Here is a 26,772-nt window from a genome sequence, read left to right as displayed (position 1 = left end):
TTCTGAGGTGCTAGATAAATTGCACCTGGACGATCTCATAACCCCTGGCGCCGCCGGGGGCGTTGACCTCGATGGCGTCGCCGACTTCCTTGCCGATCAGCGCACGCGCGATCGGCGAGGAGATCGAAATACGGCCCGATTTCACGTCCGCTTCCTGGTCGCCGACAATCTGGTAGGTCTTCTTTTCCTCGGTGTCCTCGTCGACCAGCACCACCGTGGCGCCGAACTTGACCTTGTCGCCGCTAAGCTTGGTGACGTCGATCACCTCGGCCCGAGCAATATAGTCTTCCAGTTCGTTGACACGGCCCTCATTGAGGCTCTGCGCCTCTTTGGCGGCATGATATTCGGCATTTTCGGACAGGTCGCCATGCGAGCGCGCTTCGGAGATCGCCTCGATGATACGCGGCCGCTCTTGCTGCTGGCGCCAGCGCAGTTCTTCCTTCAATGACGCGAACCCCTCGCCTGTCATCGGGACCTTGTTCATGATGCCTGACCTTTCCTGCCGCCACCCCCGCATTTCGGGGAAAGCCTTGTCGATGGGTATAAAAAGAAAACGGGTCCGGCAGCCTCGGGCTAACGGAACCGTTTCACCGCAATTTTCCCCAATATAGCGATCCTCGCGCGTTTTTCACGCTGAAAAAGCAGGCTTTTTGAAAAATCATGAGCCGACTTGCGCAATTGCCGTCACGGCATGTGCAGCGTGTTGCAGTTGCGACAACAAAAACCGGCTGCGATTGCTCGCAGCCGGCCCAGAGAAGCCGTTGGGGTGGGGTCAGCTTCTCATGAAATGGTAGATCTGTTCGGCCAGCATGCCGTATTCGCGCGAATCTTTGCCCGTCCGCTTCTCGATCTCGGCCAGCTGCGCCTGGGCGCCGGCCAGGTCGCCGATCTGCAGATGGGCCTCGCCGAGATATTCGCGCACCAGCGTGTAATCCGGGTTGATGCGCAGCGCTTCCTCGTAATAGCCGAGGCCGACGGTGACACGGCCGGAATGGCGATGCGAATAGCCGAGATAGTTGAGGATGCGCGGATCCTGCTTGTTGGCGGCAAGGCTGAGCACGGCGATCGCCTCGTCATAACGCCCGGCCATGGCCAGGTCGTGACCAGCATCGTAGATGTTGTCGTCGTCCAGCATGCCGTACTTCGGCGCGACGCATTTCTGCTTTTTTTTGTCCCAGACCTGCCCCTTCTTGCACTGGGTGGTGGTTTCGGTACCACCGCCACCGCCGCCGGCCGCAAACACCGGAACCGCAAAGAACTGCAGCGCGACAAGCGCCGCAGCCGCCTGGATCAACACTCTTTTATGCATCGGAGCCTCCTTGAGGGATAATGACGAGCTTGAGGGAAAATGACGATAATGAAAAGCTAACGCCGGGATGCAGACTTTTCATCCCGGAAACCCGCAGCCGCCGAAACTATTTGTGCGGCCGTGCCTGACCTGAATTCGGTCAAAGGCGGGAGTCAGGGATCAGAACATGACGTGACGCGCGCTGCAAATCCGCTATCATTCGGGAAACGATCAGCGGGGGTGCCCGAGAGTGCAACAGCGCCGTGAGCGGGAATGGGAGCTATCGATCGGCCCGGACACCGTGCGCCTGTTCATTCTCAAGGCAAAGGGACTGAGTGCTGCCGTCAACGAAGACTATGCCGACGGTGCCGAGCATGAGGTCGAGCTCGATGGTGAATCACATGCCAATCACCACCATGACGGTCTGGCGGAGGAAAGCGCGGAAGACCTCACCGAGGAAGAGCTGCGCGAGCTGATCAACGACCTCAACGTCGACGAAGCGGCCGAGTTGATCGCGCTGGCCTGGGTCGGCCGCGGCGACTATGACGCAGCGGAATGGTCCGATGCGGTTGCCGCCGCGCGCGACCGCGCCAACAAGCGCACGGCGAAATACCTGCTCGGCATGCCGCTTTTGGCCGACTGGCTGGAAGAAGGGCTGGAAGCGATTGGCGCGTAACGGCGTGGTTACCGTTCGTGATGGGCCGCAGGCAACCTCCGGGAGCTCGCGCCGTTGAGGACGATGGGGTCTGTTGTACTTTCCCGAACATGCAGGGTTGCACTGGTCATGGTCGTCACGGCTCTGCTGCTGGCGCCCCTGCTGACGCAAGCTGACGCCAAACAGCGCAAAAAGCATTACACGCCGCTGTCACAGCGGTTGGAGCAGCTGTTTTCACCGCGGGTCGACTCGCATCCTAAGCCGCGCAGCAAACACCGCCAGAAGCCCAGGCCACAGCGGCACATCACGCCAAAGCAGGTGGAACAAAAGACCCCGGATAAAGAGCCCTCGCCCGCCGATGTTCCGGTGCAGCCCTCGCGCGTTATCCCGCTGCCCGAGGCGCGTCCTTCAGAGGCGCCGAAGACCGGCGCGGCACCGATCGAAAAGCAAAAGGCCGAAGGTCCGAACCCCCTTGGCGCGCCCAACCGGTCCAATGACGATCGATTCAACGAAGAAAAGTCCCGTTTTAGAAAGCAGGCGCGGCCCGGACCGTCAGCCCCGAAGCCGTCGACCGATAAGCAAAGCGAGCCCGAGCCGCCGGCCGCGGTGCCGATTCCGACACAAAAGCCAGACACTCCGGAACCTGAAGCTCAGCCGCCGGCCGTTGCTCCGCAGCCACCTGAAAAACCCGATGCCGGCGACAAGAAGATGCTGCCTGATCCGCGCTCGGCCGATTTGCCCGATGCAAAAATGCCGGCGGCGGAAGTCGCCTGTCGCGAGCGGCTGACGGCCCTTGGTGTCGAATTCGAGGAGCATAAGGCGGAAAGCAATCCCGACATCGGCTGCTCGATCCCCTATCCCCTGCTGCTGAAGTCGCTCGGAAAATCCATCGCCATCGGCCCCGCGACCGAACTCAACTGCCCGATGGCCGAGGCGGCAGCCCGCTTTGCCGCCGAAATCATACAGCCGGCGGCGAAAGCCGAGTTCGGAGCCGACCTGAAATCGATCAACCAGGCATCGGCCTTTGTCTGCCGGCCGCGCAACGGCACGCGCCATCTGTCGGAACATGCCTTCGGCAATGCGCTCGATATTGCCAGCTTCACGTTGTCGGATGGCAGAAAGATCGAAGTCGGTCCAACGCCGCCCGAGAAGGAGGGCAAATTCCTCAATGCGGTGCGCAAGGCCGCCTGCGGACCGTTCAAGACCGTGCTTGGACCGGGCGCGGACCCGGACCATTCCCTGCATTTCCATCTCGATCTCGAACCGCGCCGGAATGGTGGCACTTTCTGCCAGTAATGGCCCTCCAGTGATCATCATGCCGGTGATGGTCTGGCTGCCGCATTTCGGCCGCAGGCATGAACGGGAACGCTGAGTTTTCCTTTACCCTTGATCGTTAAAATCCCACCGATCAAGGACAGGATTCCGCCCATGGCCGCAATATTTCGCGCCGCGAAGGCAAAAAGCGCAGCGATACTGGCCACCGGTCTTGCGCTGGCCGCCGTTTCGGCTTGCAACACTGGCAGCGTGCTGTCGCTGCAGCCGGCCGTCGATGTCGGCTCGCAGACCGCGGCCGTGCCGCAATATGAAGGCATGCAGAAGCTCGTCCCGTCCAATCCCTATATGACTGCCGCCTATCCGCACATGGACGAGCCGATGTCGGAGTCGGAGCCGCAGCAGATGCCGGCCAGCGAAACCGATTGCCGTGGCGAGCTGAAGCGGCTTCGCGTCGTCTACACCGATGTCCAGCCGATCCATGAGGGACAGTGCGGCATAGACTGGCCGGTCAAGGTCTCCGCCATCGGCGGCATCCAGATGAAGCCCGCCGCAACATTGACCTGCGACATGGCCGCAAGTTTCGCCGCCTGGACCAGCAACGAACTGGTCCCCTCCGCCCGCTGGCGCTATTTCTCGGGCGTCAAGACCATCCACCAGGGCTCAAGCTATTCCTGCCGCAACATCGCCGGCGAAGGTGTCCTGTCCGAACACGGCAAGGGCAACGCCCTCGACGTCATGAGCATCGAGCTCAACAACGGCGACGACATCGACGTGCGCAAGCCCGGCCTGTTTGCCTTCCGCACCCGCGGCTTCCTCAACAATGTGCGTGCCGACGGCTGCCAGTATTTCACCACCGTGCTCGGTCCCGGCTACAATTACGATCACCGCAACCATTTCCATTTCGACATCAAGAACCGCAAAAGCGGCTACCGCGCCTGCCGCTAAGGCGTTTCACCGTTCAGAAATCAGTCGGGATTGGCGTTCCTGGTGGAAGCGATGATTTGCTGGGCCACCAGATCCTGGATGCGCCAAAGGTTCCTGTCGCGGATACCGCTCTCTTCCAACTTGCTGACGGTTCGGAACAGGTATTGAGCCGACGAGCCCCAATGCCCGGCAGCCCGCGCCAGCGTGTCGGCAACCTGCTCCAATGGCAGCCGGCCGGCATAGGCCCTGCCGTCTGGCGCGGCGACGAAAGCCAAGGCCCGCAACGGCCCATCCTTGGTCTTGACCTTGATCCAGCATGGCACGTTGGTCGGCGGATTGGCATCGATCTCGCGGCGCATCAACTGGCCAAGTTGCCCGACATGGTCTTCCGCGGGCAGCCGATAGACGATGCCGTTGCAGCTGCCGCCTCGATCGAGCGCCAGCATCAGCGCCGGCAAATCACGGGTTCCGCGCCAACGGGTCAGCGTCAGGCAGAACGAGCGGTGCCATCCTGGCGCCGTGGCCGGGCGCTGCTCGACATGGGCAAATTCGGGGTTCCAGATCAGCGACCCGTAGGCAAAGACCCATAGCGCTTCAGGCCGATGCTCCGACAGAAGTTGCTCGACAAGACTATCGAACTCCGCGTCTGTATGCTCGGTTGTTCCGGGCTCGGGACCCGGATCCGGTTCGACACGCTCGACCCTTGCGACAAGGTTCGCGGTCAATGCCATCGAGCTGCGACCCACCGGCTTCTTATCCATTCCTGCTCACCCCCCGCAAAAACGATGGCCGACGATAGAACGGCTACTCGCCGCTGGCCATTGATTTCCAGGGCCCGCAGGCACAGATACCGCACGGATCGAGCCGCTTTCATGAGCCGACGAAGCCTGCAACGACGCGCATTGACCTGGCTCGCCGCTCTTCTGGCGGTCTGGCTGGCCCTCGCCTATGTCGCTGCGCCGGAATTCTGGACGGTTCGCGACCGCGGCTTTCGCACGCAGACTTTCGAGATGGTGACACACACGCCGCAAGGCATTCCGGGCGACCCGATCAATATCGGCCTTGTCGGTACCGAAAAAGAGATGGTCCATGCCTTCGCCATGACCGGATGGGATACGGCCGATGGCGTGACGCTAAAGACCGCGATCGAAATCGGTGAGAGCGTGCTGTTCGACCATCCCTATCCTGACGCCCCGGTCAGCCGGCTGCTGTTCGAAGGCCGCGCCCAGGATCTCGCCTTCGAAAAGCCGGTCGGCGGCAGCGCCGACCGGCGCCATCATGTCCGCTTCTGGCGCAGCGATGCGACCGGCGACGACGGCCGAACGCTCTGGATGGGCTCGGCCAGCTTCGACCGCGGCGTTGGTCTCAGCCACGATACCGGCGCCATCACCCACCATATCGCCCCTGACATCGACGCCGAGCGCGATCTCGTGATCCACGACCTGTCGGCGGCCGGCATGGTGACCTCGGCGAGCGACATCCCGGGCATCGGCGCCACCAGGACCGGACGCAACGGCGGCGGCGATCCCTATTTCACCGACGGCAAGGCTGTTGTCGGGTGCTCAGGCAATTCCCCTGAACCACCGTCATTTCCCAAAAATCATCGCGGACTATTTTCCTGCGGCCCGCCGCAATGCTATTGAGCCCTGATGCTATACGTCGAAATCGCCACCGTGGTCGTCCTCATCTGTGTGAACGGCCTTCTGTCGATGTCCGAGCTCGCCATCGTGTCGTCGCGCCCGGCGCGGCTCAAGGCGATGATCGACCGCGGCGTCAATGGCGCCGGGCGTGCGCTGACGCTCGGCTCCAATCCCGGCAAATTCCTGTCGTCGGTGCAGATCGGCATCACTCTGGTCGGCGTGCTGTCGGGCGCCTTCTCCGGCGCCACGCTGGGCGACAGGCTTTCGGTGTACCTGGCCACGACCGGCATGCGCGAAAACATCGCCGACCCGCTCGGCGTCGGGATCGTCGTCGCCATCATCACCTATTTCTCGCTGATCGTCGGCGAGCTGGTGCCCAAGCAGATCGCGCTGCGCGATCCCGAGCGTGTTGCCGCCCGCGCGGCGCCTGCGATGACCATCCTAGCCACCGTCTCGGCGCCGCTGGTGTTCCTGCTCGACATTTCCGGCCGCGCCATATTGTGGCTGCTTGGCCAGCGCGGCGAGAGCGAGGAGAAGGTCACCGACGAAGAGATCAAGATGCTGGTCGCCGAGGCCGAGCACCACGGCACCATCGAATCCGACGAGCGGCGCATGATCGCCGGCGTCATGCGGCTCGGCGATCGCGCCGTGCGCGCCGTGATGACGCCGCGCACCGAGGTCGACTGGATCAATTTGCAGTCCGATGAGGGCGCCATCCGCAAGCTCTTGATGGAGACCCAGCATTCGCGCCTCCCGGCCGGCGACGGCGGCGTCGACGTCATGGTTGGCGTTGTTCAGACGCGCGACGTGCTGGCCGCCCTGCTCGCCGGCCGCGCACTCGATCCGCGCAAGCATGTGCGCGCCGCCCCCATCGTCTACGACCAGGCCGACGCGCTGGATGTGCTGCAGAAGCTGAAGGAATCCGACGTGCCGATGGCGCTGGTGCATGACGAATACGGCCATTTCGAAGGGATCGTCACACCTGCCGACATTCTCGAGGCCATCACCGGCGTCTTCCGCGCCGACCTTGATGCCGGCGACGAGGAAAACGCCGTCAAGCGCGAGGACGGCTCATGGCTGCTCGCGGGATACATGCAAGCCGACGAGATGGCTGACGTTCTCGGTATCGACCTGCCGGAAAATCGCGATTACGAGACCGTCGCCGGTTATGTGCTGTCGCACATGCACCATCTGCCGGCGACCGGCGAATGCGTCGACGCGCAAGGCTGGCGTTTCGAGGTCGTCGACCTCGACGGCCGCCGCATCGACAAGCTGATCGCCACCCGGCTGCCCAGCGGCCATCGCGAAGTGGTGCGTTGACGCTCTGCCGTCAAAGCGAATAGCGCGCTCAGACCGCGGCTTCGATCGGTTCGGCAAGCTTCGGATTGGAGCGCGAGGCGATCAGGCAACTGGCCACGATCAGGGCCGCTCCAGCCAGCGTGGTCCAGGTCGCCGCCTCGTCGAAGAACAGCCAGCCAAACACGATCGCCCAGATGAAGGCAGAATACTCCGTCGGGATCAGATATTGCGCTTCGGCCCGCGCGTAGGACCAGCTCATCAGGAACTGGCCGGAGAGCGACAGCGCCGTCACCCCGGCCAGCGGAAGCCAGAGATTGCCCGGCAGGGCAACCGCGAGCCAGGGAGCGGCGGGGAGAAGGACGGCGGCAACGCACAGGTTCTGGAACAGCATGATCTCGACTGGCTTGGCCACCAGCGCCTGCCGCCGCGAGAGGATCAGATTGTAGGCGTAGAACACCGTCGATGCGAGCACCGCCACCGTGCCAAGCAGGGCATCCCCGGTATAATTCCCTTGCCCGAACTGTCCGGCCATGATGATGACGACGCCGGCGATGCCCGCCAGCGACGCCCAGATCGCCTGGCGCTGTATGCGTTCGCCCAAAAGCAGCGCCGCCAGCAGGAGAGCGAACAGCGGCGCGACGAAACTAAGCCCGATCCCATCCGCTAGCGGCAATCTGGCAAGGCCCCAGAAGAACGACAGCAGAACGATGCCCACGATCACGGCGCGCAGCGCGTGTAGCCGCAGCACGGAAGGCGTGGGAAGGGAACGCGGCCCCGCCGCCCAGGCCGTGCCCGCGACCACGCTCGCAAGCATGCTTCGCCACAGCACCGTGTTGTAGACACCGACGGCGATGACCAGGATTTTCATCGCCGCATCCATGGCGGACAGAAGGAAGATCGCAAGTGCACAGACCAGCACCGGGGTCATGGGGGAAACGACGCCTGACAGGCTGGGTGACTTCACGGGGCATGCTCATGTGATGGATCGCAGCCGGATATATCAGGGGAGGACGGCCAGGCCAGATGGCAGGGCCGTGCATATGGCGGTCCAACCGATCTTCGCAGCCCCTCGATTTGAATTCGGTGCGTCGGCAGCGCCTTTCGCTATCGGCCCCAGCCTGCCCTCACCCATGATTGATCCGCTGGGCGAATGGCAAAAGCAGCCAAAGCCTCTATATCGATTGTCATGGATGCATCGAACGAACACGCGCTAAACGACGAGCTTCTCCAAGATATCCAGCGCCTGTCCTTCGAGTATTTTCTCAACGAGGCCAACCCTGCCAACGGCCTGGTCGCCGACCGCAACACGCAGGCGTCGCCTGCCAGCATAGCCGCCGTCGGGCTCGCTTTGTCGTCCTATCCCGTCGGTGTCGAGCGCGGTTTCATGACGCGCGATGCCGCAATCGAGCGGACGCTCGCCACGCTTCGCTTCTTCTGGAACGCCCCGCACGGGCCGGAGCCCGATGCCACCGGCTACAAAGGTTTCTACTATCATTTCCTCGACATGAAGACCGGCCGCCGCGTCTGGAATTGCGAACTGTCCACGATCGATACCGCCCTTTTGCTTGCCGGTGTTCTGGCCGCCGGCGCTTATTTCGACGAGGACGATGAGCTCGAACTGGAAATCCGCCAGCTTGCCGATGCGCTCTACCGCCGTGCCGACTGGCGCTGGGCGCAGAACGGCGGCGCCACCGTCACCCATGGCTGGCGGCCTGGAAAAGGCTTTCTCCGCTACCGCTGGGAAGGATTTGACGAGGCGCTGATCCTGTACGTCCTGGGTCTCGGTTCGCCGACCCACTCGCTAACTCCCGAGAGCTACGCGGCCTGGCTGTCCACTTACAAATGGAAGACCATCTACGGCCGCGAGATGGTCTATGCCGGCCCGCTTTTCATCCACCAGTTCTCGCATATCTGGATCGATTTTCGCGACATCCGCGATGCCTTCATGCGCGATCACGACCGGGACTATTTCGAAAACAGCCGCCAGGCGACGTATCTGCAGCGCGATTACGCAATCCGCAATCCGAGGGGGTTCGCGGGCTATGGCGAGAATTGCTGGGGCGTCACCGCCAGCGACGGCCCAGGTCCGATCGCGCGGCGAGCCGATGGACGCCGCTTCTTCGGTTATCTCGCCCGCGGCGCACCGTTTGGCCCCGATGACGGCACGCTGTCGCCATGGGCGGCAATCGCCTCCTTGCCTTTTGCGCCGGAAATCGTGCTGCCGGCGCTGCGCCATTTCCACGAGATGGACCTGCGCGACGGCAACCCTTACGGCTTCACCGCGAGCTTCAACCCGACGATCGCTGCCGACGACGGCCGCGCCTGCGGTTGGGTATCGCCGGACCATGTCGGCATCAACCAGGGGCCGATCGCCCTGATGATCGAGAACTACCGGTCCGACTTCCTGTGGCGATTGATGCGCCGCGTGCCGGCCATCACCACAGGACTGCGCCGGGCCGGGTTTTCCGGCGGTTGGCTGTGACAGGCGGCGATCCTTCGCGCGGGATCGTCAAGGCATCAGCGCGACCTTGCCGGTCCGACTCCACCATCCGGCCAAGGGAGCCGAGAGCGCCTCTTCACGTGAATGAAAAAGGGCGGCGCAAACGCCGCCCTTTGGAAAAATCATCGGTCCTTGGGAGGATAAGGCTCAGGCCGCCTGGGCTTCGCCGGCAATCGCGTCGGCCTGACGCGCTGCCTTGAGCACGCGGGCCCACCAGGCAACGTCGTTGACCAGCGCCGTGGCAGCCTGGTTCAGATGCTCGATCTCCTCGAGCTTCTTCTCGCCCTGGCGCACCGCCAGGAAATCGCTCCAGGCAATGTGAACGGCGGATTTGACCGGCGCCATCTGCAATTCGACCGCGGCAAGACGCAAATGTTCGACAGCGCGCGAGCCGCCGACGCTGCCATAGCCGACGAAACCGGCCGGCTTCTTGTTCCATTCATTGGCGGCGTAATCGATGGCGTTCTTCAGCACGGCCGTCGGGCCATGATTGTATTCGGCGGCGGTGAAGATGAAGCCGTCGAATTCGGCGACCTTCTTTTGCCAGCGCTGGGCAACTTCGTTCTGCGACGGCGCCCAGGCGGACGAGGCGACCTCGTCGAAGAAGGGCAGCGGCCAGTCGCGCAGGTCGACGGTCTCGACGTCGATGTCGGCATGAGATTTCGCGATCTTGGCGATCCACTGGGCGGGCACATCGGCGAAACGCGCGGCGCGTGTCGAACCGACGACGATGGCGATTTTGGGCTTGGACATGGGGCTCTCCATATATGCAAAAGCTGGTATCGTTTGGATACCGGCGCTATATGAGATACTGACAAATGGCAGCGCAAGGAGGCACCGTTATGTTACTGAGGCACCCGCACAACACCGAAGACTGCCGCGCCGTCTCGGAAATCCTGCAGCGCGTCGGCGACAAATGGACCGTTCTGGTCGTCGGCAAGCTGGGCGGCGGACCGCTGCGTTTCAATGAGTTGCGCGCCGCTGTCGGCGGCATTTCGCAGAAGATGCTGACCACCACCTTGCGCGGTCTTGAGCGCGACGGCTTCGTCACCCGAACCGTGTTCCCGACCATCCCGCCACGCGTCGACTATGAGCTGACGGAGCTCGGCCATGAGCTGCTGGTGCCGGTCGGCGCGCTCGGCGAATGGGCGCGGAAGAACACCTCGCGGGTCCAGGCGGCGCGTGAAAGATTCGATGGCGTGCACGCCTGAAAACCGTTGCCCAGCAATAGTTTACGGATTTTGCCGTCGACGACGCGTACCCGGGTTTAACTGGATCCGCCCTGGCATCGTTGGTCGCGCCATCGCGACATAGCTGCAGCGTTTCGTTCGCCGGCGCATGATCATTTTGAGGCTGACGAGGTCTTCCGCTGACGGGCCCTCAGGCCTTTGACGCAGGGTTGCTGCAACACACTGCGCCGCACGTCTCTACCCTTGCAGACCGCTGGGCAGTCCGCTCGTTGCCAACGGTCCGGTCGTGCGTGCAGGCAACGCTTGGAAGCTCTTTCCTGATCTCGGTATAAGCGGTCGTGCCAAGCAGGCAGATCACCGCGACGAGGGCCGCCACGAGCCAGCCGTTCAGCATGTGTTGACGCATTGTCTTCCCTCCGCCGCCCGCAGAATCGGATGTGAAGGCAACCATTGGATGTCGCGCAGGGCATCGCCCGCGCGGGGGATGTTACATAAGCGCAAGCTTGGCAGAATCGACGATGTCAACTTTCGGTTGGAATCGGCTTCGGCTTGCCGTCGCTATCCAGCGCCACCATGACGAAATCGGCGTGGGTGACCTTCTCCATCAGGTCGGAGAGGTAGCGTTGCGCCCAGGCCTCGACCTTGAGCGTCATGGAGGTGCGGCCGACGCGCTCGACATGGGTGTAGATGCACAGCGTGTCGCCGATCTTCATCGCCTTGGCGAAGGACATTTCCTTGACCGCCGCCGTCACCACGCGGCCCTTGGCCCGCTCGGCCGCACGGATGCCGCAGGCAAGATCCATCTGCGCCATCACCCAGCCGCCAAAGATGTCGCCGGCCGCATTTGCATCGGCCGGCATGGCGAGCGTACGCAAGGTCAGATCGCCGATCGGCCGTCCGTCCGCGTAATGCACCATCCGAGATTCCCCTAAAGCGATAGCCCTTGATCCCGTAGCGTCACGGGCCCAAGAGGTCAACGCGACGGGCGAGGCTCCCGGCGCAATGTCGGTTCCATGGTGGCTTTTCCGACCAGGCGTCTCACGGTCGCTTTTTTCACAAGCCATGCCGGAAGCCGCAGGGGCGCGGCCAAGCCGTCGCGGATAGGCTGCGCTCAGTTTTGCGGAGCCGCCAACACCAATCATGCAGACTTATGACTTCATCATCGTCGGCTCCGGCTCGGCCGGCTCGGTTCTGGCCGACAGGCTGTCGATTTCGGGCCGCTTCTCCGTGCTGGTGCTGGAGGCCGGCGGCAGCGACCGCCGCTTTTATGTCCAGATGCCGCTCGGCTACGGCAAGACCTTCTTCGATCCGGCGGTCAACTGGAACTACAAGCCCGAGCCGGACCCCGGCCTTGCCGGCAATGTCGACCATTGGCCGCGCGGCAAGCTGCTTGGCGGCTCCAGCTCGATCAACGCCATGGTCTGGATCCGTGGCGCGCGCGAGGACTTTGACGACTGGCGCGATGCCGGAAATCCCGGTTGGGGCTATGACGATCTGTTGCCGGGCTTCAAGGCGCTTGAGGACAATGAGGCCGGCGCCGACAGATGGCGCGGCACCGGCGGGCCGCTGCATATCACCGACACGACGAACGCCGTCCATCCGCTGACCAGGCGCTACCTCGCAGCCGGCCAGCAGGCTGGGCTGCCGCTCAACCCTGACTTCAACGGCGCCGCCCAGGAAGGCGTCGGCGTCTACCAGATCTCGACCAGGAATGGCCGCCGCATGTCGGCCGCGCGCGCCTTCCTGCGCCCGGCGATGAAGCGCGCGAATGTGCGCGTCGAAGCCAATGCGCTGGCGACCAGAATCCTGTTCGAGGGCAAGCGAGCCGTCGGCATCGAATATCTGCAGAACGGCGAGACCAAGACGGCGCGGGCCGGCCGCGAGGTGATCCTGTCCGCCGGTTCGATCAACTCGCCGCAGCTGCTGCAACTGTCCGGCGTCGGCCCCTCGTCACTGCTCAAGGGGCTTGGCATCCCGGTCGTCCACGGCAACGAAAATGTCGGCGCGCATCTGCAGGACCATGTCGGCATCAACTATACCTTCAAGGGAAACGTGCCGACGCTCAACCAAATCCTGCGGCCCTGGTGGGGCAAGCTGCTGGTCGGCATGCGGTACATCCTCACCCGCTCCGGCCCGCTGTCGCTGTCGATGAACCATGGCGGCGGCTTCTTCCGAACCGACCTGGCGTTTTCGCGCCCCAACATGCAGCTTTATTTCCAGGCTTTCTCGACCGTCATTCCGAAGAGCGGCGAGCGGCCGATCCTGACGCCGGATCCGTGGCCGGGCTTTTCCATCGGCCTCTCCAACTGCCGCCCGTCCAGCCGCGGCGAGATCATGATCCGCTCCAGCAATCCGCTGGACTATCCCAGGATCGTCGCCAACGCCTATTCCACCAACGCCGATGTCGACGAGATGCTGGCGGCGGTGAAATTCGTGCGCAAGATAGCCTCGATGCCCGCCATGGCCGAGATCATCACTGAGGAGGTTTTGCCGGGCCCATCGATCCAATCGGATGCCGATCTGATCCAGGATTTCAGGAAGCGCTCAGGCACCGTCTATCACCCGGTCTCGACGTGCCGCATGGGGCCGGGCGCCGGGGCCGCCGTCGTCGACCCGCGCCTGAAAGTGCACGGGCTCGCAGGTCTGCGTGTCATCGACGCCTCGATCTTTCCCGCCAACATCACCGGCAACACCAACGCCGCCTCGGTCATGACCGGATGGAAGGGCGCCGAACTGGTTCTGGAGGACCAAAAATGAAGATCACCGACGTCAAGACCTGGGTAGTCGGCAACCCGCCGCCCGGCATCGGCGGCAAGTATTTCATCTTCGTCAAGCTGACCACCGATGGCGGCGTCGTCGGTTACGGCGAGGCCTACAACGCCACCTTCTCGGCTCACATAACAGCGAAGCTGGTCGAGGACATGGCCGAGCGTTACCTGATCGGCCACGATCCGCATGACATCGAGACCTTCTTCCGCCGCGCCTATTCCTCAGGATTTACCCAGCGCCCCGACGTTACCGGCATGGGCTGTTTCTCGGCGCTGGAAATGGCCTGCTGGGACATTGTCGGCAAGGAAGCCGACAAGCCGGTCTACAAACTGCTCGGCGGCCAGGTGCACGAGACGCTGCGCTCCTACACCTATCTCTATCCGCACACCGGCAGCGTCCATTCGGAGGACGCGCCGGACGGCCGGAACGTCTACAATGACCCCGAATTGGCGGCCGCCTGCGCGCTCGAATATGTCGAGCAGGGGTTCAACGCCGTCAAGCTCGACCCGGCAGGCCCCTACACCGCCTTCGACGGCCACCAGCCGCGCCTGATCGACATCGATGTCTCCACCCGCATGGTCAAGGCGATCCGCGAAGCCGTCGGCACCCGCGCCGATATTCTGTTCGGCACGCATGGCCAGTTCACCGCATCGGGTGCGCTGCGCATGGCACGCGCCATCGAGCCCTACGATCCCTTGTGGTTCGAAGAGCCGGTGCCGCCCGACATGCCCGAAGTGATGGCTCAGGTGGCGCGAGGCACGTCGATCCCGATCGCCACCGGCGAGCGGTTGACGACCAAGTTCGAATTCGCCCGAATCATCGAGAACCGCGCCGCCACCATCCTGCAACCGGACCTTGGCCGTTCCGGCGGCATTCTCGAAACCAAGAAGATCGCCGCCATGGCCGAGGCATACCACATCCAGATCGCGCCGCACTGCTATTGTGGGCCGATCGTTGGGGCCGCCAACATCCAGCTGGCGGTGACGCTGCCCAATTTCCTCATCCTGGAATCGCTGAAGCAGTGGGACGGCTTCCACGCGACACTGCTCAAGAAGAAGATCGAATGGCAGGACGGCAATGTCATTCCATCGAAGGAGCCGGGCCTCGGCGTCGAGCTGGACGAAGCGGTCTGCGACGCGCATCCCTACACCGGCAAGGACCTGCATTTGCAGATGATGCAAACGCCGCTGATGCCGTGAGCGAACGCTACGCCTTCATCGGCCTTGGCCATCTCGGCGGCAACCTTGCCGCCAGCCTGTTGCGCAACGGTTTTGTCGTCATCGTCTTCGACCGCGACCCCGCCGCCGTCGAGCGCCTCGTGGCGCTCGGCGCCACGGCCGCGACCAGCCCGGCCGAAGCGGCGGCACAGGCCGGCAATGCCATTACTTGCCTGCCCTCGCCCAAGGTCAGCGAAGCGGTGCTGGCTAATGCCGGCGGCCTGCTCGAGGGTCTGCCCAGGGGCGGCTCCTGGATCGAGATGTCGACCAACGGCCGCGACGAGATCCTGCGCCTCGCCGCCCTCGCCGCGGCCAAAGGCATCGAGACGCTGGAGTGCCCGGTCACCGGCGGCGTGCATCTGGCCGCGGTCGGAAAGATCACCGCGCTTGTCGGCGGCGATGCTGCGCTTTACGAGCGCCATCGTCCGGCCATCGAAGCGATGTGCGCAAAGTCGTTCCTGATGGGTCCGGTCGGCTCCGCGGCGGTGATCAAGGTGATCACCAACATGCTGGCCTTCATCCATCTCGTCGCCGCCGGCGAGGCGCTGATGTTGGCCAAGCAAGGCGGCCTCGACCTCGCGCAATCCTACCACGCCATCGTCGCCTCCTCCGGCAACAGCTTCGTCCATGAGACCGAAAGCCAGCTCATCCTCAACGGCTCCTACGACATTGGCTTCACCATGGACCTGGCACTGAAGGACCTCGGCTTTGCGCTTGCGATGGGCAGAGAGTTCAGACTGCCACTCCAACTGGCGCCGCTTGTGAGTGAGATTTTCCTGATGGGCAAACAGGAATATGGCGGCGGCGCCTGGTCGACCCAGATCGTCAAACTGCTCGAGGATGCCGTCGACATGGATCTGCGCGCGCCCGGTTTCCCAGCCAAGCTGGAAAGCTAAGCCGGGTAAATATGTCCTGCGATTTCAGGCCTTTGGCCGGTTCGCCGGAATCGCCGCTCAAACCACCTGAATCAATCCCTCAACGCCTTGATTCAATATCTCAGCGTCAGCGCTCCGGGCAGGATCTCAAACGTCGCGGGTATACGCCCCGGCGACTCGCCATCTATGTCGACCAGCGCGCCGTTCTTCTCGACATCGCCGATAGGTTCGACCACCACTTTCCGGCCACGCAATATGGTGATGGCCGGATGGTTGCGGTGCCGGCCGCCATAGAGCAGCCGAATATCCCAGATCAGCTTCAGCTTGCCGGCCGCGCGCAGGATGACGATGTCGAACTGGCCGTCGGCGAGTTCGGCGTCCGGGGCGATCATCATGCCGCCGCCGAAGAACTTTCCGTTGGCAACCGCCACCAGCGCCATGCGCGCCTCGACCGGGGTGCCATCGTCGACGGTGATCCTGACGTCCTGGAAGCGGTAGCGGATGAACTCGACCACGGTGCGCCAGAAAAACAGCGCCTTGGCCGACATCCTGCCCTTGCGCTTGTCGGCATTGACCGCACGGTCCGTGGCGCCGGACAGGCCGAGGCTGGCGATATTGATGAAGTGCCGGCTGGCCAGCGCGCCATGGTCGTCGATGTAGCAGATGCGCCCGGCATCGACCTTGCGCGCCTTGGCTTCGGCGATCCGCTTCAGCACCGCATCCACCTCTTTCGGCAGCCCGAGCCCGCGCGCGAAATCGATGCCGGTGCCGCAAGGCAGCAAGGCAAGTTCGGTTGTCCGGCCGCTCTCATCGAATGCCTGCAGCAATCCGTCGGCCACCTCGCTGGCGGTGCCGTCGCCGCCGGCCGCGATCACCAGCTCGAAGCCGCTTGCCGCGAGGTCGAGCGCCAGCCTTTCGGCGTCGCCCTCGGCCTGCGTCTCGCGCAGCTCGAATTCGCCGAAATGCTTTTTCAGCGAAGCAGCCACCTCGGGCCAATGCCGTTTCAGCCGGCCGCCGCCGGCAATCGGATTGAGCACCACCCCGACTTTCAATGCGCACCCTCCCCGCACCGAGCCGATAGGCTCGATGCTTTGCCTGCATTGAAGCCCGCGCCAGCCGGCGGAGCAAGGGGCACAGCCGATCAGGCGCCAAAAAGCGGGCGGGCTGTCTAATGCAGCTGGAGTCGAAATTCCGAGCTTTGTGGCAAACCGTCCCCGATAATCCCGTTATCCACAGGCTCACGCCCATTCCCCAAAACCCTTACCCGGCGTAAGTTTAACTCATCTCAGGCGGCTACCGATCGCCACGCCGAAAGGCAAAGCGAAAAGGCGGATTTCCTGAGGCCCGTACGGCCCGAAGCGAGAGCAGGCTTGCTTGTTCGAGGGACGGATGCCGAGACCTACGGGGCCGCGGAAAGCGTGCGAACGCCAACGGCGGACCGATGCTGCCATGAAGGACGGCGAAAACCTTCGATGGCGCGCCGAACGAAGCTCGCAAGGGTGGAGAACGGCGTGGTCTGGAACGGGCACTGCCCTCGGGCGGTGACTGGCAGGACCGTCAAAATCAAGGCCGGCATGGCGCGACGACTTTACGGAAGTTGCTGCCGCGACCGTGTCCTGATCTGACAGGGAGGCGCTGGGAGAAATCCCGGCGCCGACTGTCTTTTGGGCCAAGGGTCCGGTCGGCGAAGCGACGCGTAAGAAGCCGATACTTTGCTGGAACGCGATTTCGGCGCTGACGGCACCACTTCATCACCAGGCGCGGTCAGCAATTCACCGACATGATCCCGCGCCTGATCGACAGAGGCGTGTCCTTCGTCGAGATCGGTGGCAACGACGCGATCATCCTCACCGTGTTTCGGCGGCGGACTTCGCTCCGCCCAAAGGCTCCCGCACGCCGTTCAGCCAACCGGTTCCGATCGATCCGGCCACCCGTCGCACCGGCTGATCGTCGCCGTGCGCAAGCTGCACATCGTGCTGCCGGCGCTGTTCGAAGCAGGCGCCAGGCTGGAACACCTCTCCGACTGAAGACGCGCCCTGCACGCGGCCTGCCCGGCGGGCCGAGCTACTTCTTCGGGCCGATGCCCGGGATCAAATTGAGGCCAGCGTTTATATATTCCGGCCGTATGGCGCCGCTGATGAGCGTGAAGGTGGCGAGCATGATGCTGGCCAGCGCACCGTCATGCCATGGCCTGAGGGCCAGCGCGTTGACGGCATAGGCCCAGAATGGGAAGGCGAGCATCGACATGACGATGTTGGCTCCCGGAGCCTCCGCATTGTCGGCTGAATCGCTGACCGATTTCAGATACACCGGCGTCATCGCCAGCGCGACGATCAACATGATCCATGAAATGGTCCAGACGCTGATACCGGCCATTTCAATCTTATAGATGGCTGCCTGCACCTTACCCGGAATGTCCCCCGGATCGCCTTTGGTCTCTTCCGCCACCGCATCGGTCAACGCCTTGGCAACCGGCTGCTCAGTGGCATTGACCAGGATGGAGTTGACGAAGATGAAAAATGCCACGACTTCGGCAGGCACGTACTTCGCAACCCGGTCGAGATAGCCGTCGCCGCCTTTCGATCCTTGATCTTCTTGCTTGTCATCGTCGACGCCGAGCGGAGCATCGCCTGGAATGCCCTCGAGCGTTGAATCCCTTTTCGGCACAGGCTCGGCGGACCGGACAATTCTTCCCATGACAAACCCCTCCTATATTGTTGTATCGCCCCGTGAGTATCGTAGTAGAAAACCGGGCCAAGAAACAGTTGTCGCGGCCATAGCCGACAAGATTTATTCAGGCTTCTTCCTGCAAATGCATCACGCTCCCGCCCTATCTGCTACCGGGTGTCTCGAAATCCACCTATAGTGAGCCGTACCCGAAAAAAACGCATCCCCCGGCTCATCGCGTGATCGCGGCCAAAATCCCGCCTTGTTCGCGCGCGATGGAAGGACTGGCTGCCGGGGGGCAATCCGAAGGACAAGACCGTGATCAAGACCGCCCTTGTCGCCATGACCATTGTCGGCTGCGACTGCGACGCCAAGCTTTGCGAATATATCGGCGAGACGCCGGCGAAGTGGGCGACTATCGCCGACTGCGAAGCGGCGATGAAAAGCCAGATGCTGCACCAGAAGAACTTCGACTATCCGCTGGTCTCTGGCATCTGCCGCAGCAAGGGGTCGGCGTCTTCTTCGCAACTGGCGGCGGCCGCATCCCGCCCGGAACTGAAGCCGGCCAGCCGGAATGTCCAAACCCCGTTGCCGCCGGAACTGAGCCATCGGCCGAGCGTTCCCGTCGGCTCCCCGACGACGGCCATGGAGGCAGCAGCGGTACGGCCCGTCGCCTACGAGCAAGTGGTCGATGGCGGAACAGGCGTGCTCTACCGCACCAGGAACGGCTACGCCGTGGTCAAGACAGATCTCGGCCGCGTCGCGTCGGCAACGGTCGGCATTGCCAAGCGGTCCGCGAACTGGCTGGCGGGGCTGGTGCCGAGCGGGTTGTGAGCGGCCTGCCGTTCGGACCATACCACGCTGTCGCACTGCCGTTGAAAACTCCAGATAGATGCATGATGGTGTCAGGCATCGACACGCAGGAGCGCCATTTCATGAAGCATGCAGTTCGAACCGTGCTGTCCCTGGTGCTGGCCTTGGCGCCGATTCCGGCCGGTGCGCAGGATTCCGGCCAGGGCGGCGACAAGGTTGTAGGCGTCGCCAGGGACGATCCGGACATGGCGGCGGCCATTGCGCAGGCGCGCGCCAGCCTCGATGAATTCCTGTCCTTGTCGGATGCGCCGCCAGCCGGGACAACCAGCTACAAATTGAAAGTCGAGGTCAGGGACGGAGACGCCTCGGAGCATTTCTGGATCATCCCCTTCCACAAGACCGCGACCGGCTTTGCAGGAACATTGGCCAATGAGCCGCAAGCGGTGCACAATGTCGTGGCCGGCCAGGAACTCGAATTCAACCGGGACGATATTTCCGACTGGGGCTACACCAGAAACGGTCGCCAGGTAGGCAGCTTCACCGTCTGCGTGATGTTCAAGACGATGGCGCAAGAAGACGTCGAATATTACCGCCAGAACTACGGCTTCGACTGCTGAGGCGCGGCAGCCTGGCTAATGCATGCGCCCAAACAGGACCGCCGTTTTGGGGCAACGATATGCATGAAAACAAGACCTGAAGCGCGTCGCATGAATTCGTTTCGACGCGCGGCGCTTTAGGCCTCGCCATCCGTCGCGCCGATCTTGCGCACCAGCGCCGCGGTCGCCAAGATCGCGCCCATATCGGCGATCATCGGCGCGATGTGCTTGGTGTAATCGAGCGGCACGGAAATGGCGGGCAGTTCGAAGAAATTCTTCGGCTGCGGCAAGAGCAGGAAACCATCGCTGCCATTAAGTGCCACCCGCGCCGGATCATCGCGCCATGTCTCGTGCAGCCATTTCAGCGCCTGCGCCAGCCGGCCGCTCACCAGCGGCTGCGCGGCGGCGACATTGTCGGTGCGAAATTCGTAGTCGCCGTCGAGCAGCGGATCGCCGCTGGACAGTTCCTCCATCTTGCCGGCGAAGATGCCGCGGAAGAAACCGACCACCGCGTTGCTGCGGCGCGTCGCGACCAATATGCCGGGGAACGGCGCAATGGTCTCGAAGGCGACGACGACGCCCTTGAAGACCGTCGACGAGCCTTTGCCCGACCCTTGGCGCAACTCCGCCTCGTAGAGCTCGAACGGAAAATCCTCGTAGCGGCCTGATACGATGTCGTCGAAGCTCTGCCGGTTGAAGGCGCCGACCACGGCGCGCGGCAGCCGGTCGAAGGAATTCGGCGTCACGCTGTGCTGATAGCGCACATCCCTGATGAAGCCGAAGATGATCGGCAGCAGCGTGTCACGGAACGATTGCTGCAGCCGCGTCGCCGGCCTGATCGCCAGGAAGTACAGCAGCAGCGCCGCGAAGAAACCGCCGACATAGAGGAACACATGCGGCGTCGAGAACCATTGCTCGTTCAAGTCGGCGACCTTGTTGAACAGCCAGGCCACCAGCACGACAAAAACCAGCAGCAGCCCCAGAAACACCGGCACCCGCCAGCGCACCTGGCGGTAGGCCGAAGCCCGTCCAGCCTCATAGATCTCGATATTCTTCCTGATGCCGGCGACCACCGCTTCATCAGGCATGAACTCAGCTGCTTCCATCGCCCCCTCGCAAAGTCCGTTTATGCCTATAATAGCGGGAAAGTGGTCAGTCGCCAAAGATCGCCTTCAGCCTGGCTTCGACCTTGCCCTTCATCCGGCCAGTCAGCGCCTCGACCGGAACCAGCCGCTCATGCCCGCCTGCGCGCAACCGCATGAAGGCATGCATCCGGTAGCCGCCGATCGCGCCGCGCTTGCCGAGATCTGCGCTGACATCGACGACGAAAATGCCGGCGATGCGGCCGGGCCAGGGCTGCCGCGCCAGCGCCGTGCCGAGGAAGTCGCCAAGCCCGTAAGCCACGAGCGTCTTGCCGACCCATTGCACCGGCTGCACGACATGGGCGTGGTGCCCGGCAATCAGCCCCACGCCGTGACCGGCCAGCAACCTCGCCAGCGTTTGCGTTTGCGGCTGCGGAAAATGCCGGAACTCCCAGTCCCAGTGCGGCACCGCACAGGTGAGGTCGATGTTCTTGTCGGCCGCGCCTCTCGGCCATGCCGCCGGATCGCCTTGCATCGAGACAAGCTCGGTGAATGGCCCGGCGTCACCATTGCGCCACAGTGTGAAGGCGGCAAAGCCGATCGTCAGCGGCCCGGCCTTGACCTGCTCGACCGGTCCTTTTTTCGCGGTGCCGATGGTGCGGATGCCAAGCCGCTTCAACGCCGCAACGGTCTCGTCGAAACCGGCGACGCCCTGGTCGAGCACATGGTTGTTGGCCAGCGACAGCACGAGCTTTTCACGCGCGATGCCTACGGCGGCAAGCGCCGCGGCAAGAAACCGCTCGCTCATCGCATGGTGCGTGCCAAGCCGCGTGCCAAACGCCACGCTCGGCCGCTCGACGACCGGACTTTCGCAATTGCCGATCACCAGATCGGCTGAGCCCAAGAGCTTTGCGATTTCCGGATCGCACTCCGGCGCACTACGGTTGGCCACCGCCGAAATATCGCCGACAAAGGCCAGCCGCACCTTCCGCCCCGGCGGCGGATCGATGATCGTCGTCGCCGCCCTCGGTGCAAAATCCCTGACATCGCCGCCGAGAGACGGTTTCAGGAAGCGCGGCAGCCATGACAGTTTGTAGGAAAGCGGATAATTCGACACGCGACGCCCAATCGTTTGCCCAATCGGTTAGCTTGTGTAGACGGTCTGCTCGGGAAGTGTCGACCGTCAGTCCTTGAAACACTGCCGCCGGCAGACACGGCGCCAAATGCGTGTAATGTCTGCGCATCGCATAGTGGAGGGATGAGATGACACGTTTTGCAGGCCTGCTGGCGTCCGCCTTCCTCCTGTTGCTGCCGCTATCTTCGGCCCGCGCCGCCGCGCCCGAAGCGGCAACCGCTTTGTTCGAGGCCAAAACGGTGACCGAGCGCAACCGTGCGCTCACAACGCTTGAGTCTGCAGCGAAAGGCGATCCGGCGTCAGCCTATGCCGCCGGCGCCGGCGAATTCTTCACCGCGCTGGAAATCCTCGCCGGCGGTCTGCACCGCCACGGGTTCGAAAGCCCGCAATCCTTCATGCTGCCGCTGATGCGGCTGCCGATTCCGGACAATCCCGATCCCGAACCGCTGACCTATGAGCAGTTCCGCGCCATTCTGGTCGCCTTCCGCGACCGGCTGGAGACATCCGCGGCCACTCTGGGCTCGGTACCCGCCGATGCCGATATCGGCATGGTCGTCGACCTCACCCATGCCGGCATCGATCTCAACGAAGACGGCGCCATCGCGCCGGATGAAAGCATGGCCGCCATCATGGCCTCGCTGTCGCGCGGCGGTATCTCGTCGGACGGCGCCGCTTCCTCGCTCACATTCCGCTTCGACCGCGCCGACGGTTTCTGGCTGCAGGGCTATGCCGAATTCCTGATGGCGCAGGCCGATTTCTGGCTGGCGCATGATTTCAGGACCATGTTCGACGGCTCGTTCCACATGCTGTTTCCGCGCGCCAAACTGCCGCTGCAGGACATTCTCGTGCCTCCCGCCGGCGACATGGGCAGCAGCATCTTCTCATCGGAATGGCGCATCGCGGATTTCATCTCCATGGTTCACCTCGTCAACTGGTCGGTGGTCGAGCCCGAGCGCCGTCAAGCGGCGCGCCGCCATCTGCTCGAAATCATCCGGCTGTCGCGCGAGGACTGGAAGGCGATCCGCGCCGAGACCGACAATGACCGCGAATGGCTGCCGGGACCGCAGCAGAAGGGCGAGAACCCGCTCACCGGGCTCGAAGTCGGCGAGGAGCAGGTCGAGGCCTGGCTCGCCACTCTGACCATGGCCGAAGACCTTTTGGAAGGCCGCAAGCTGCTGCCGCATTTCCGCATCACGGCCGGCACCGGCCAGGGCATCAACATGAAGCGTTTCTTCGAAGAACCGAAGCCTTTCGACCTCGTGCTGTCGATTACCGGCCCGGCCATCGCGCCCTACCTCGAGAGCGGTGAGATCGTGACCAGCGGCGAGTTCGACCAGATCCAGCGCCAGTTCGGTGGCGGTGGGTTTTTGACCTTCGCGCTGTGGTTCAATTGAGCAGGCGGCCTGGCTTCGCGTAACACAGCTCCTGACACCCTTGTGTCAGGAGCTTCGACCCGCTTAGCGCCCTTCGCCACTGCACTCTTTCCATTTTGGCGGACTCTGCCCATATTTGGGGCATGGCCAAACTCCCTGACAAAAAGACACCGTCTCCGGCGGGTGACAACGGCGCTTCGCCGCCGAAGCGGCGCAGCCCGCTGACCGATTTCCTCGATGCCTCGGAGCCTCTGCACAGAGGCGGCTTCGCCGAGGCGCCGCAGGCCGACTTCACCGGCGCGCCGCTGAGCGGCTCGATTGCCGACTGGGCCGAGCAGATCGAGCAGGAGGCCGAGAAGGAAGGCCGTCTCACCGGTAAGAGCGATGGTAGATCGCCAAAGTCCGCGAAAAAGATCCCGGAGCGGTCCGCTGCGCCCGGCCGCAGTTCGCGCGGCACCTCGATGGGCGGCGCGGCCACGGCCCGCGAACGCACCGCAGCCGGCCTCAATCCGGTCGCCGGCCTCGACATCTCGCTGGAAGACGCCGAGACCATGGCCTCGGGCAGCGTCACCGCCACGGTCGCGGCGCTGTCGGCGCTGATCGAATCCGGCAACCCCTTGCACAAGGACGGCGTGCTGTGGACGCCGCACCGCCCTGCCCGCCCGGAAAAATCCGAAGGCGGCATCGCCATCAAGATGGTGTCGGATTTCGAGCCGGCCGGCGACCAGCCGACCGCCATCAAGGATCTTGTCGAGGGCGTCGATAACAATGACCGCACGCAGGTGCTGCTCGGCGTCACCGGCTCCGGCAAAACCTTCACCATGGCCAAGGTGATCGAGCAGACGCAGCGCCCTGCTTTGATCCTGGCGCCCAACAAAACGCTGGCCGCGCAGCTCTATTCCGAGTTCAAGAAATTCTTCCCCGACAATGCGGTCGAGTATTTCGTCTCCTACTACGACTACTACCAGCCGGAAGCCTACGTTCCGCGCACCGACACCTTCATCGAGAAGGAATCCTCGATCAACGAGCAGATCGACCGCATGCGGCATTCGGCGACCCGCTCGCTGCTCGAGCGCGACGACGTCATCATCGTCGCTTCGGTGTCCTGCATTTACGGTATCGGCTCGGTCGAGACCTATACGGCGATGACCTTCCAGATGCAGATCGGCGATCGGCTCGACCAACGGGCGCTGCTCGCCGACCTCGTCGCCCAGCAGTACAAGCGCCAGGACATCAATTTCGTGCGCGGCTCGTTCCGCGTGCGCGGCGACACGATCGAAATCTTCCCGGCCCACCTTGAGGACCGCGCCTGGCGCATCTCGATGTTCGGCGACGAGATCGAGGCGATCACCGAATTCGATCCGCTCACCGGCCAGAAGACCGGCGAGCTGAAGAGCGTCAAGATCTACGCCAACTCGCACTATGTGACGCCGCGTCCAACGCTCAACCAGGCGATCAAGTCGATCAAGGAGGAGCTCAAGCACCGGCTGGTCGAGCTCGAGCGCGCCGGCCGCCTGCTGGAGGCACAGCGGCTCGAACAGCGCTGCCGCTTCGATCTTGAGATGCTGGAAGCCACCGGCTCCTGCGCCGGCATCGAGAACTATTCGCGCTATCTCACGGGACGCCAGCCGGGCGATCCGCCGCCGACATTGTTCGAATATATCCCGGACAATGCGCTGGTTTTCATCGACGAAAGCCACGTCACCGTGCCGCAGATCGGCGGCATGTATCGTGGCGACTTTCGGCGCAAGGCGACGCTGGCGGAGTATGGTTTTCGCCTGCCCTCCTGCATGGACAACCGTCCGCTGCGCTTCGAGGAATGGGACGCCATGCGACCGCTCTCCGTCGCGGTTTCTGCGACACCCGGCGCCTGGGAGATGGAACAGGCCGGCGGCGTGTTCGCCGAGCAGGTCATCCGCCCGACCGGCCTGATCGATCCGCCGGTCGAAGTCCGCCCGGCGAAAAGCCAGGTCGACGATGTCGTCGGCGAAATCCGCGACACCACGGCCGCCGGCTACCGCACGCTGGTCACCGTTTTGACCAAGCGCATGGCCGAAGACCTGACCGAATATTTGCATGAGCAAGGCGTGCGCGTTCGCTACATGCACTCCGACATCGACACGCTGGAGCGCATCGAAATTCTGCGCGATCTCCGCCTCGGCGCTTTCGACGTGCTGGTCGGCATCAACCTGCTGCGCGAAGGCCTCGACATTCCTGAATGCGGTTTCGTCGCCATCCTCGACGCCGACAAGGAGGGCTTCCTGCGCTCCGAGACGTCGCTGATCCAGACCATCGGTCGCGCCGCCCGCAACGTCGACGGCAAGGTCATCCTCTATGCCGACCAGGTCACCGGCTCGATGGAGCGGGCGATGGCCGAGACCAACCGCCGCCGCGAAAAGCAGATGGAATGGAACGCGGCCAACGGCATCACCCCGGAATCGGTGAAGTCGCGCATCTCCGACATTCTGGACTCGGTCTACGAGAAGGACCATGTCCGCGCCGATATCTCGCAGTTCACCGACGGCGCCGGTGCGATGATGGGCAACAATCTCAAGGCTCATCTCGACGCCATGGAAAAGCAGATGCGCGACGCCGCCGCCAATCTCGACTTCGAGAAGGCCGCCCGCATCCGTGACGAGATCAAGCGGCTGCGCGAAATGGAACTGTCGATCGCGGAAGACCCGCTGGCCAAATATGCCGACATGGAAAGCCCGGTTTCGGGCCGCGAGAAGGGCAAGCACAACAAGGGCGTGGCCAAGCACCGTACGGCTGAGGAACAGGAGCGGTTCCGCAAGTTCGATGAGGCACGTGCCGCCGAAGAGGCGGCCAGGGCTGCCCGGTCCAACCTCTTCCGCAAGCCGGCGCTCGACGAAATGGGCGCCGACGGCGCCGTGCCGGTGAAGAAACCGCTGTTTGCCAAGCCGTCGATCGACGATATGGGGCCTGGTACCGACATGCCGACACCGTCAGGCGCGGTGTCGCGCTCGCTGTTCAAGAAACAGTCGGCGCAGGAAGCGCACGGCTCCGACTTCGGCATTCCGGGCGGCGCCACCAAGCCACTGTTCAAGAAGAATTCGCTCGACGAGATGACCGTGCGGCGCACGGAAAAGCCGGTCGAAGGGAAAGTGCCGGCCAAGCCCCAGCCAATCTCCCCCCGAGTGGGGGAGATGCCCGGCAGGGCAGAGGGGGGCGCGAAGGAACGCGACGATTCCCCAAAACCATTCGTTCGCCAGCGCGCCGGCATCGGCTCCTACGAAGACCCAGGCGACGCCCGCCGCGAAAAGCGCCGGCCGGGCAAGACGGGGCGGCCGGGGAAATAGCACCTCTTTCCTTCTCCCCTTGTGGGAGAAGGGAAGAGCGCTCCACCACCGCCGCATCCGTCGCCACTTGCCTCCACCCCCGCCTTTGGTGTAATCGCTCCACACACTCAAAGTTTTGTCTTGAAAGGAGGGCTGCGTGTCTATCGATCACCAT

Annotated in this window: 25 protein-coding genes; 15 read left to right on the top strand and 10 right to left on the bottom strand. The window is 63.4% G+C overall.

The features are described 5' to 3' along the window. Window positions 1–10: 10 nt before the first annotated feature. On the bottom strand, window positions 11–484 hold the full coding sequence (gene greA / locus NKL04_RS01380; RefSeq protein ID WP_023683753.1) for a transcription elongation factor GreA: 474 nt from the start codon (window positions 482–484) through the stop codon (window positions 11–13). A gap of 288 nt (window positions 485–772) precedes the next feature. Next, entirely contained in the window at window positions 773–1,309 is a 537-nt protein-coding gene (locus NKL04_RS01375; RefSeq protein WP_023683752.1) for a tetratricopeptide repeat protein, read from the bottom strand. A gap of 229 nt (window positions 1,310–1,538) precedes the next feature. Between NKL04_RS01375 and NKL04_RS01370 the strand changes: the two genes are divergently transcribed. From NKL04_RS01370 to NKL04_RS01360, 3 genes are all read left to right on the top strand, one after another. Continuing rightward, window positions 1,539–1,964 carry a DUF3775 domain-containing protein gene (locus NKL04_RS01370; protein WP_023683751.1) on the top strand — a complete coding sequence of 142 codons (426 nt, stop codon included), beginning with the start codon at window positions 1,539–1,541 and terminating at the stop codon, window positions 1,962–1,964. Window positions 1,965–2,162: 198 nt separating this feature from the next. Then, a complete protein-coding gene (locus tag NKL04_RS01365; protein ID WP_031209493.1) occupies window positions 2,163–3,239 on the top strand; it encodes an extensin family protein in 1,077 nt (358 codons plus the stop codon). Window positions 3,240–3,371: 132 nt separating this feature from the next. Further along, window positions 3,372–4,163 (top strand): extensin-like domain-containing protein, encoded by a 792-nt coding sequence (locus NKL04_RS01360; RefSeq protein WP_023701608.1) that lies wholly within the window; start codon window positions 3,372–3,374, stop codon window positions 4,161–4,163. A gap of 20 nt (window positions 4,164–4,183) precedes the next feature. Here NKL04_RS01360 and NKL04_RS01355 read toward each other — a convergent pair whose 3' ends face one another. Further along, a complete protein-coding gene (locus tag NKL04_RS01355; RefSeq protein ID WP_023701607.1) occupies window positions 4,184–4,903 on the bottom strand; it encodes a gamma-glutamylcyclotransferase in 720 nt (239 codons plus the stop codon). Between the two features lie 111 nt (window positions 4,904–5,014). Here NKL04_RS01355 and NKL04_RS01350 point away from each other — a divergent pair, with 111 nt between their 5' ends. Both NKL04_RS01350 and NKL04_RS01345 read left to right on the top strand, forming a co-directional pair. Then, entirely contained in the window at window positions 5,015–5,785 is a 771-nt protein-coding gene (locus NKL04_RS01350) for an LssY C-terminal domain-containing protein (RefSeq protein WP_352723150.1), read from the top strand. Window positions 5,786–5,791: 6 nt separating this feature from the next. Then, window positions 5,792–7,102 (top strand): hemolysin family protein, encoded by a 1,311-nt coding sequence (locus tag NKL04_RS01345; protein ID WP_023689708.1) that lies wholly within the window; start codon window positions 5,792–5,794, stop codon window positions 7,100–7,102. 28 nt (window positions 7,103–7,130) lie between these two features. Here the strand turns inward: NKL04_RS01345 and NKL04_RS01340 are convergent, their stop codons facing one another. Further along, entirely contained in the window at window positions 7,131–8,009 is an 879-nt protein-coding gene (locus NKL04_RS01340; RefSeq protein ID WP_023701605.1) for a DMT family transporter, read from the bottom strand. A 258-nt stretch (window positions 8,010–8,267) separates the two neighbouring features. On the opposite strand from NKL04_RS01340, the gene NKL04_RS01335 reads away from it, so the two are divergent. Further along, window positions 8,268–9,563, top strand: a complete 1,296-nt coding sequence (locus NKL04_RS01335) for a glucoamylase family protein (RefSeq protein ID WP_023701604.1) — start codon at window positions 8,268–8,270, stop codon at window positions 9,561–9,563. A 165-nt stretch (window positions 9,564–9,728) separates the two neighbouring features. On the opposite strand, the gene NKL04_RS01330 is transcribed toward NKL04_RS01335, so the two are convergent. Further along, on the bottom strand, window positions 9,729–10,334 hold the full coding sequence (locus tag NKL04_RS01330; RefSeq protein WP_023671992.1) for an NADPH-dependent FMN reductase: 606 nt from the start codon (window positions 10,332–10,334) through the stop codon (window positions 9,729–9,731). Between the two features lie 89 nt (window positions 10,335–10,423). On the opposite strand from NKL04_RS01330, the gene NKL04_RS01325 reads away from it, so the two are divergent. Further along, the gene (locus tag NKL04_RS01325; protein WP_023683744.1) at window positions 10,424–10,792 is read left to right on the top strand and encodes a winged helix-turn-helix transcriptional regulator; all 369 of its coding nucleotides are present in this window, start codon (window positions 10,424–10,426) and stop codon (window positions 10,790–10,792) included. A gap of 500 nt (window positions 10,793–11,292) precedes the next feature. On the opposite strand, the gene NKL04_RS01320 is transcribed toward NKL04_RS01325, so the two are convergent. Next, a complete protein-coding gene (locus NKL04_RS01320; RefSeq protein ID WP_023671995.1) occupies window positions 11,293–11,688 on the bottom strand; it encodes an acyl-CoA thioesterase in 396 nt (131 codons plus the stop codon). A gap of 223 nt (window positions 11,689–11,911) precedes the next feature. On the opposite strand from NKL04_RS01320, the gene NKL04_RS01315 reads away from it, so the two are divergent. The 3 genes from NKL04_RS01315 to NKL04_RS01305 are packed head-to-tail and all read left to right on the top strand — an operon-like array spanning window position 11,912 to window position 15,653. Next, the gene (locus NKL04_RS01315; RefSeq protein WP_023701603.1) at window positions 11,912–13,528 is read left to right on the top strand and encodes a GMC family oxidoreductase; all 1,617 of its coding nucleotides are present in this window, start codon (window positions 11,912–11,914) and stop codon (window positions 13,526–13,528) included. Continuing rightward, window positions 13,525–14,739 (top strand): mandelate racemase/muconate lactonizing enzyme family protein, encoded by a 1,215-nt coding sequence (locus tag NKL04_RS01310; protein WP_023671997.1) that lies wholly within the window; start codon window positions 13,525–13,527, stop codon window positions 14,737–14,739. The genes NKL04_RS01315 and NKL04_RS01310 overlap by 4 nt, the downstream gene beginning before the upstream one ends. Further along, a complete protein-coding gene (locus tag NKL04_RS01305) occupies window positions 14,736–15,653 on the top strand; it encodes an NAD(P)-dependent oxidoreductase (protein WP_023683741.1) in 918 nt (305 codons plus the stop codon). The genes NKL04_RS01310 and NKL04_RS01305 overlap by 4 nt, the downstream gene beginning before the upstream one ends. Window positions 15,654–15,745: 92 nt before the next feature. On the opposite strand, the gene NKL04_RS01300 is transcribed toward NKL04_RS01305, so the two are convergent. Next, a complete protein-coding gene (locus NKL04_RS01300; protein WP_023683740.1) occupies window positions 15,746–16,684 on the bottom strand; it encodes a diacylglycerol/lipid kinase family protein in 939 nt (312 codons plus the stop codon). A 774-nt stretch (window positions 16,685–17,458) separates the two neighbouring features. Between NKL04_RS01300 and NKL04_RS01295 the strand changes: the two genes are divergently transcribed. Next, complete coding sequence (locus tag NKL04_RS01295) at window positions 17,459–17,659, top strand: hypothetical protein (protein WP_023672000.1); 201 nt, start codon at window positions 17,459–17,461, stop codon at window positions 17,657–17,659. A 37-nt stretch (window positions 17,660–17,696) separates the two neighbouring features. Here NKL04_RS01295 and NKL04_RS01290 read toward each other — a convergent pair whose 3' ends face one another. Continuing rightward, the gene (locus NKL04_RS01290; protein ID WP_023807272.1) at window positions 17,697–18,329 is read right to left on the bottom strand and encodes a hypothetical protein; all 633 of its coding nucleotides are present in this window, start codon (window positions 18,327–18,329) and stop codon (window positions 17,697–17,699) included. A gap of 288 nt (window positions 18,330–18,617) precedes the next feature. On the opposite strand from NKL04_RS01290, the gene NKL04_RS01285 reads away from it, so the two are divergent. Beyond that, window positions 18,618–19,133: a hypothetical protein gene (locus NKL04_RS01285; protein WP_023672002.1), complete on the top strand. Its 516-nt coding sequence runs from the start codon at window positions 18,618–18,620 to the stop codon at window positions 19,131–19,133. Between the two features lie 101 nt (window positions 19,134–19,234). Then, window positions 19,235–19,729: a YegJ family protein gene (locus NKL04_RS01280; protein WP_023691555.1), complete on the top strand. Its 495-nt coding sequence runs from the start codon at window positions 19,235–19,237 to the stop codon at window positions 19,727–19,729. Window positions 19,730–19,845: 116 nt separating this feature from the next. Here the strand turns inward: NKL04_RS01280 and NKL04_RS01275 are convergent, their stop codons facing one another. Together NKL04_RS01275 and NKL04_RS01270 are read right to left on the bottom strand one after the other, a co-directional pair. Continuing rightward, on the bottom strand, window positions 19,846–20,814 hold the full coding sequence (locus NKL04_RS01275; protein WP_023672004.1) for a DUF3137 domain-containing protein: 969 nt from the start codon (window positions 20,812–20,814) through the stop codon (window positions 19,846–19,848). Window positions 20,815–20,860: 46 nt separating this feature from the next. Next, window positions 20,861–21,907 (bottom strand): CapA family protein, encoded by a 1,047-nt coding sequence (locus NKL04_RS01270; protein WP_023701600.1) that lies wholly within the window; start codon window positions 21,905–21,907, stop codon window positions 20,861–20,863. Between the two features lie 146 nt (window positions 21,908–22,053). Here NKL04_RS01270 and NKL04_RS01265 point away from each other — a divergent pair, with 146 nt between their 5' ends. Beyond that, complete coding sequence (locus NKL04_RS01265) at window positions 22,054–23,319, top strand: hypothetical protein (protein WP_023701599.1); 1,266 nt, start codon at window positions 22,054–22,056, stop codon at window positions 23,317–23,319. Window positions 23,320–23,441: 122 nt separating this feature from the next. Continuing rightward, window positions 23,442–26,618 (top strand): excinuclease ABC subunit UvrB, encoded by a 3,177-nt coding sequence (uvrB, locus tag NKL04_RS01260; RefSeq protein ID WP_023701598.1) that lies wholly within the window; start codon window positions 23,442–23,444, stop codon window positions 26,616–26,618. The last annotated feature ends 154 nt before the right edge of the window (window positions 26,619–26,772 follow it).

The sequence above is a fragment of the Mesorhizobium sp. C264A genome, from assembly GCF_040324515.1.
GTDB lineage: Bacteria > Pseudomonadota > Alphaproteobacteria > Rhizobiales > Rhizobiaceae > Mesorhizobium.
The sequence above is the reverse complement of the archived record's forward strand: the minus strand, read 5'-3'. Positions and strand labels throughout refer to the sequence as shown.

What these genes read in the sequence shown, in the direction of transcription:
- greA (WP_023683753.1), bottom strand. Translation starts at nt 484, where the DNA reads ATGAACAAGGTCCCGATGACAGGCGAGGGGTTCGCGTCATTGAAGGAA.
- NKL04_RS01375 (WP_023683752.1), bottom strand. Translation starts at nt 1,309, where the DNA reads ATGCATAAAAGAGTGTTGATCCAGGCGGCTGCGGCGCTTGTCGCGCTG.
- NKL04_RS01360 (WP_023701608.1), top strand. Translation starts at nt 3,372, where the DNA reads ATGGCCGCAATATTTCGCGCCGCGAAGGCAAAAAGCGCAGCGATACTG.
- NKL04_RS01355 (WP_023701607.1), bottom strand. Translation starts at nt 4,903, where the DNA reads ATGGATAAGAAGCCGGTGGGTCGCAGCTCGATGGCATTGACCGCGAAC.
- NKL04_RS01350 (WP_352723150.1), top strand. Translation starts at nt 5,015, where the DNA reads ATGAGCCGACGAAGCCTGCAACGACGCGCATTGACCTGGCTCGCCGCT.
- NKL04_RS01345 (WP_023689708.1), top strand. Translation starts at nt 5,792, where the DNA reads ATGCTATACGTCGAAATCGCCACCGTGGTCGTCCTCATCTGTGTGAAC.
- NKL04_RS01340 (WP_023701605.1), bottom strand. Translation starts at nt 8,009, where the DNA reads ATGACCCCGGTGCTGGTCTGTGCACTTGCGATCTTCCTTCTGTCCGCC.
- NKL04_RS01335 (WP_023701604.1), top strand. Translation starts at nt 8,268, where the DNA reads ATGGATGCATCGAACGAACACGCGCTAAACGACGAGCTTCTCCAAGAT.
- NKL04_RS01330 (WP_023671992.1), bottom strand. Translation starts at nt 10,334, where the DNA reads ATGTCCAAGCCCAAAATCGCCATCGTCGTCGGTTCGACACGCGCCGCG.
- NKL04_RS01325 (WP_023683744.1), top strand. Translation starts at nt 10,424, where the DNA reads ATGTTACTGAGGCACCCGCACAACACCGAAGACTGCCGCGCCGTCTCG.
- NKL04_RS01320 (WP_023671995.1), bottom strand. Translation starts at nt 11,688, where the DNA reads ATGGTGCATTACGCGGACGGACGGCCGATCGGCGATCTGACCTTGCGT.
- NKL04_RS01315 (WP_023701603.1), top strand. Translation starts at nt 11,912, where the DNA reads ATGCAGACTTATGACTTCATCATCGTCGGCTCCGGCTCGGCCGGCTCG.
- NKL04_RS01310 (WP_023671997.1), top strand. Translation starts at nt 13,525, where the DNA reads ATGAAGATCACCGACGTCAAGACCTGGGTAGTCGGCAACCCGCCGCCC.
- NKL04_RS01290 (WP_023807272.1), bottom strand. Translation starts at nt 18,329, where the DNA reads ATGGGAAGAATTGTCCGGTCCGCCGAGCCTGTGCCGAAAAGGGATTCA.
- NKL04_RS01280 (WP_023691555.1), top strand. Translation starts at nt 19,235, where the DNA reads ATGAAGCATGCAGTTCGAACCGTGCTGTCCCTGGTGCTGGCCTTGGCG.
- NKL04_RS01275 (WP_023672004.1), bottom strand. Translation starts at nt 20,814, where the DNA reads ATGGAAGCAGCTGAGTTCATGCCTGATGAAGCGGTGGTCGCCGGCATC.
- NKL04_RS01265 (WP_023701599.1), top strand. Translation starts at nt 22,054, where the DNA reads ATGACACGTTTTGCAGGCCTGCTGGCGTCCGCCTTCCTCCTGTTGCTG.
- uvrB (WP_023701598.1), top strand. Translation starts at nt 23,442, where the DNA reads ATGGCCAAACTCCCTGACAAAAAGACACCGTCTCCGGCGGGTGACAAC.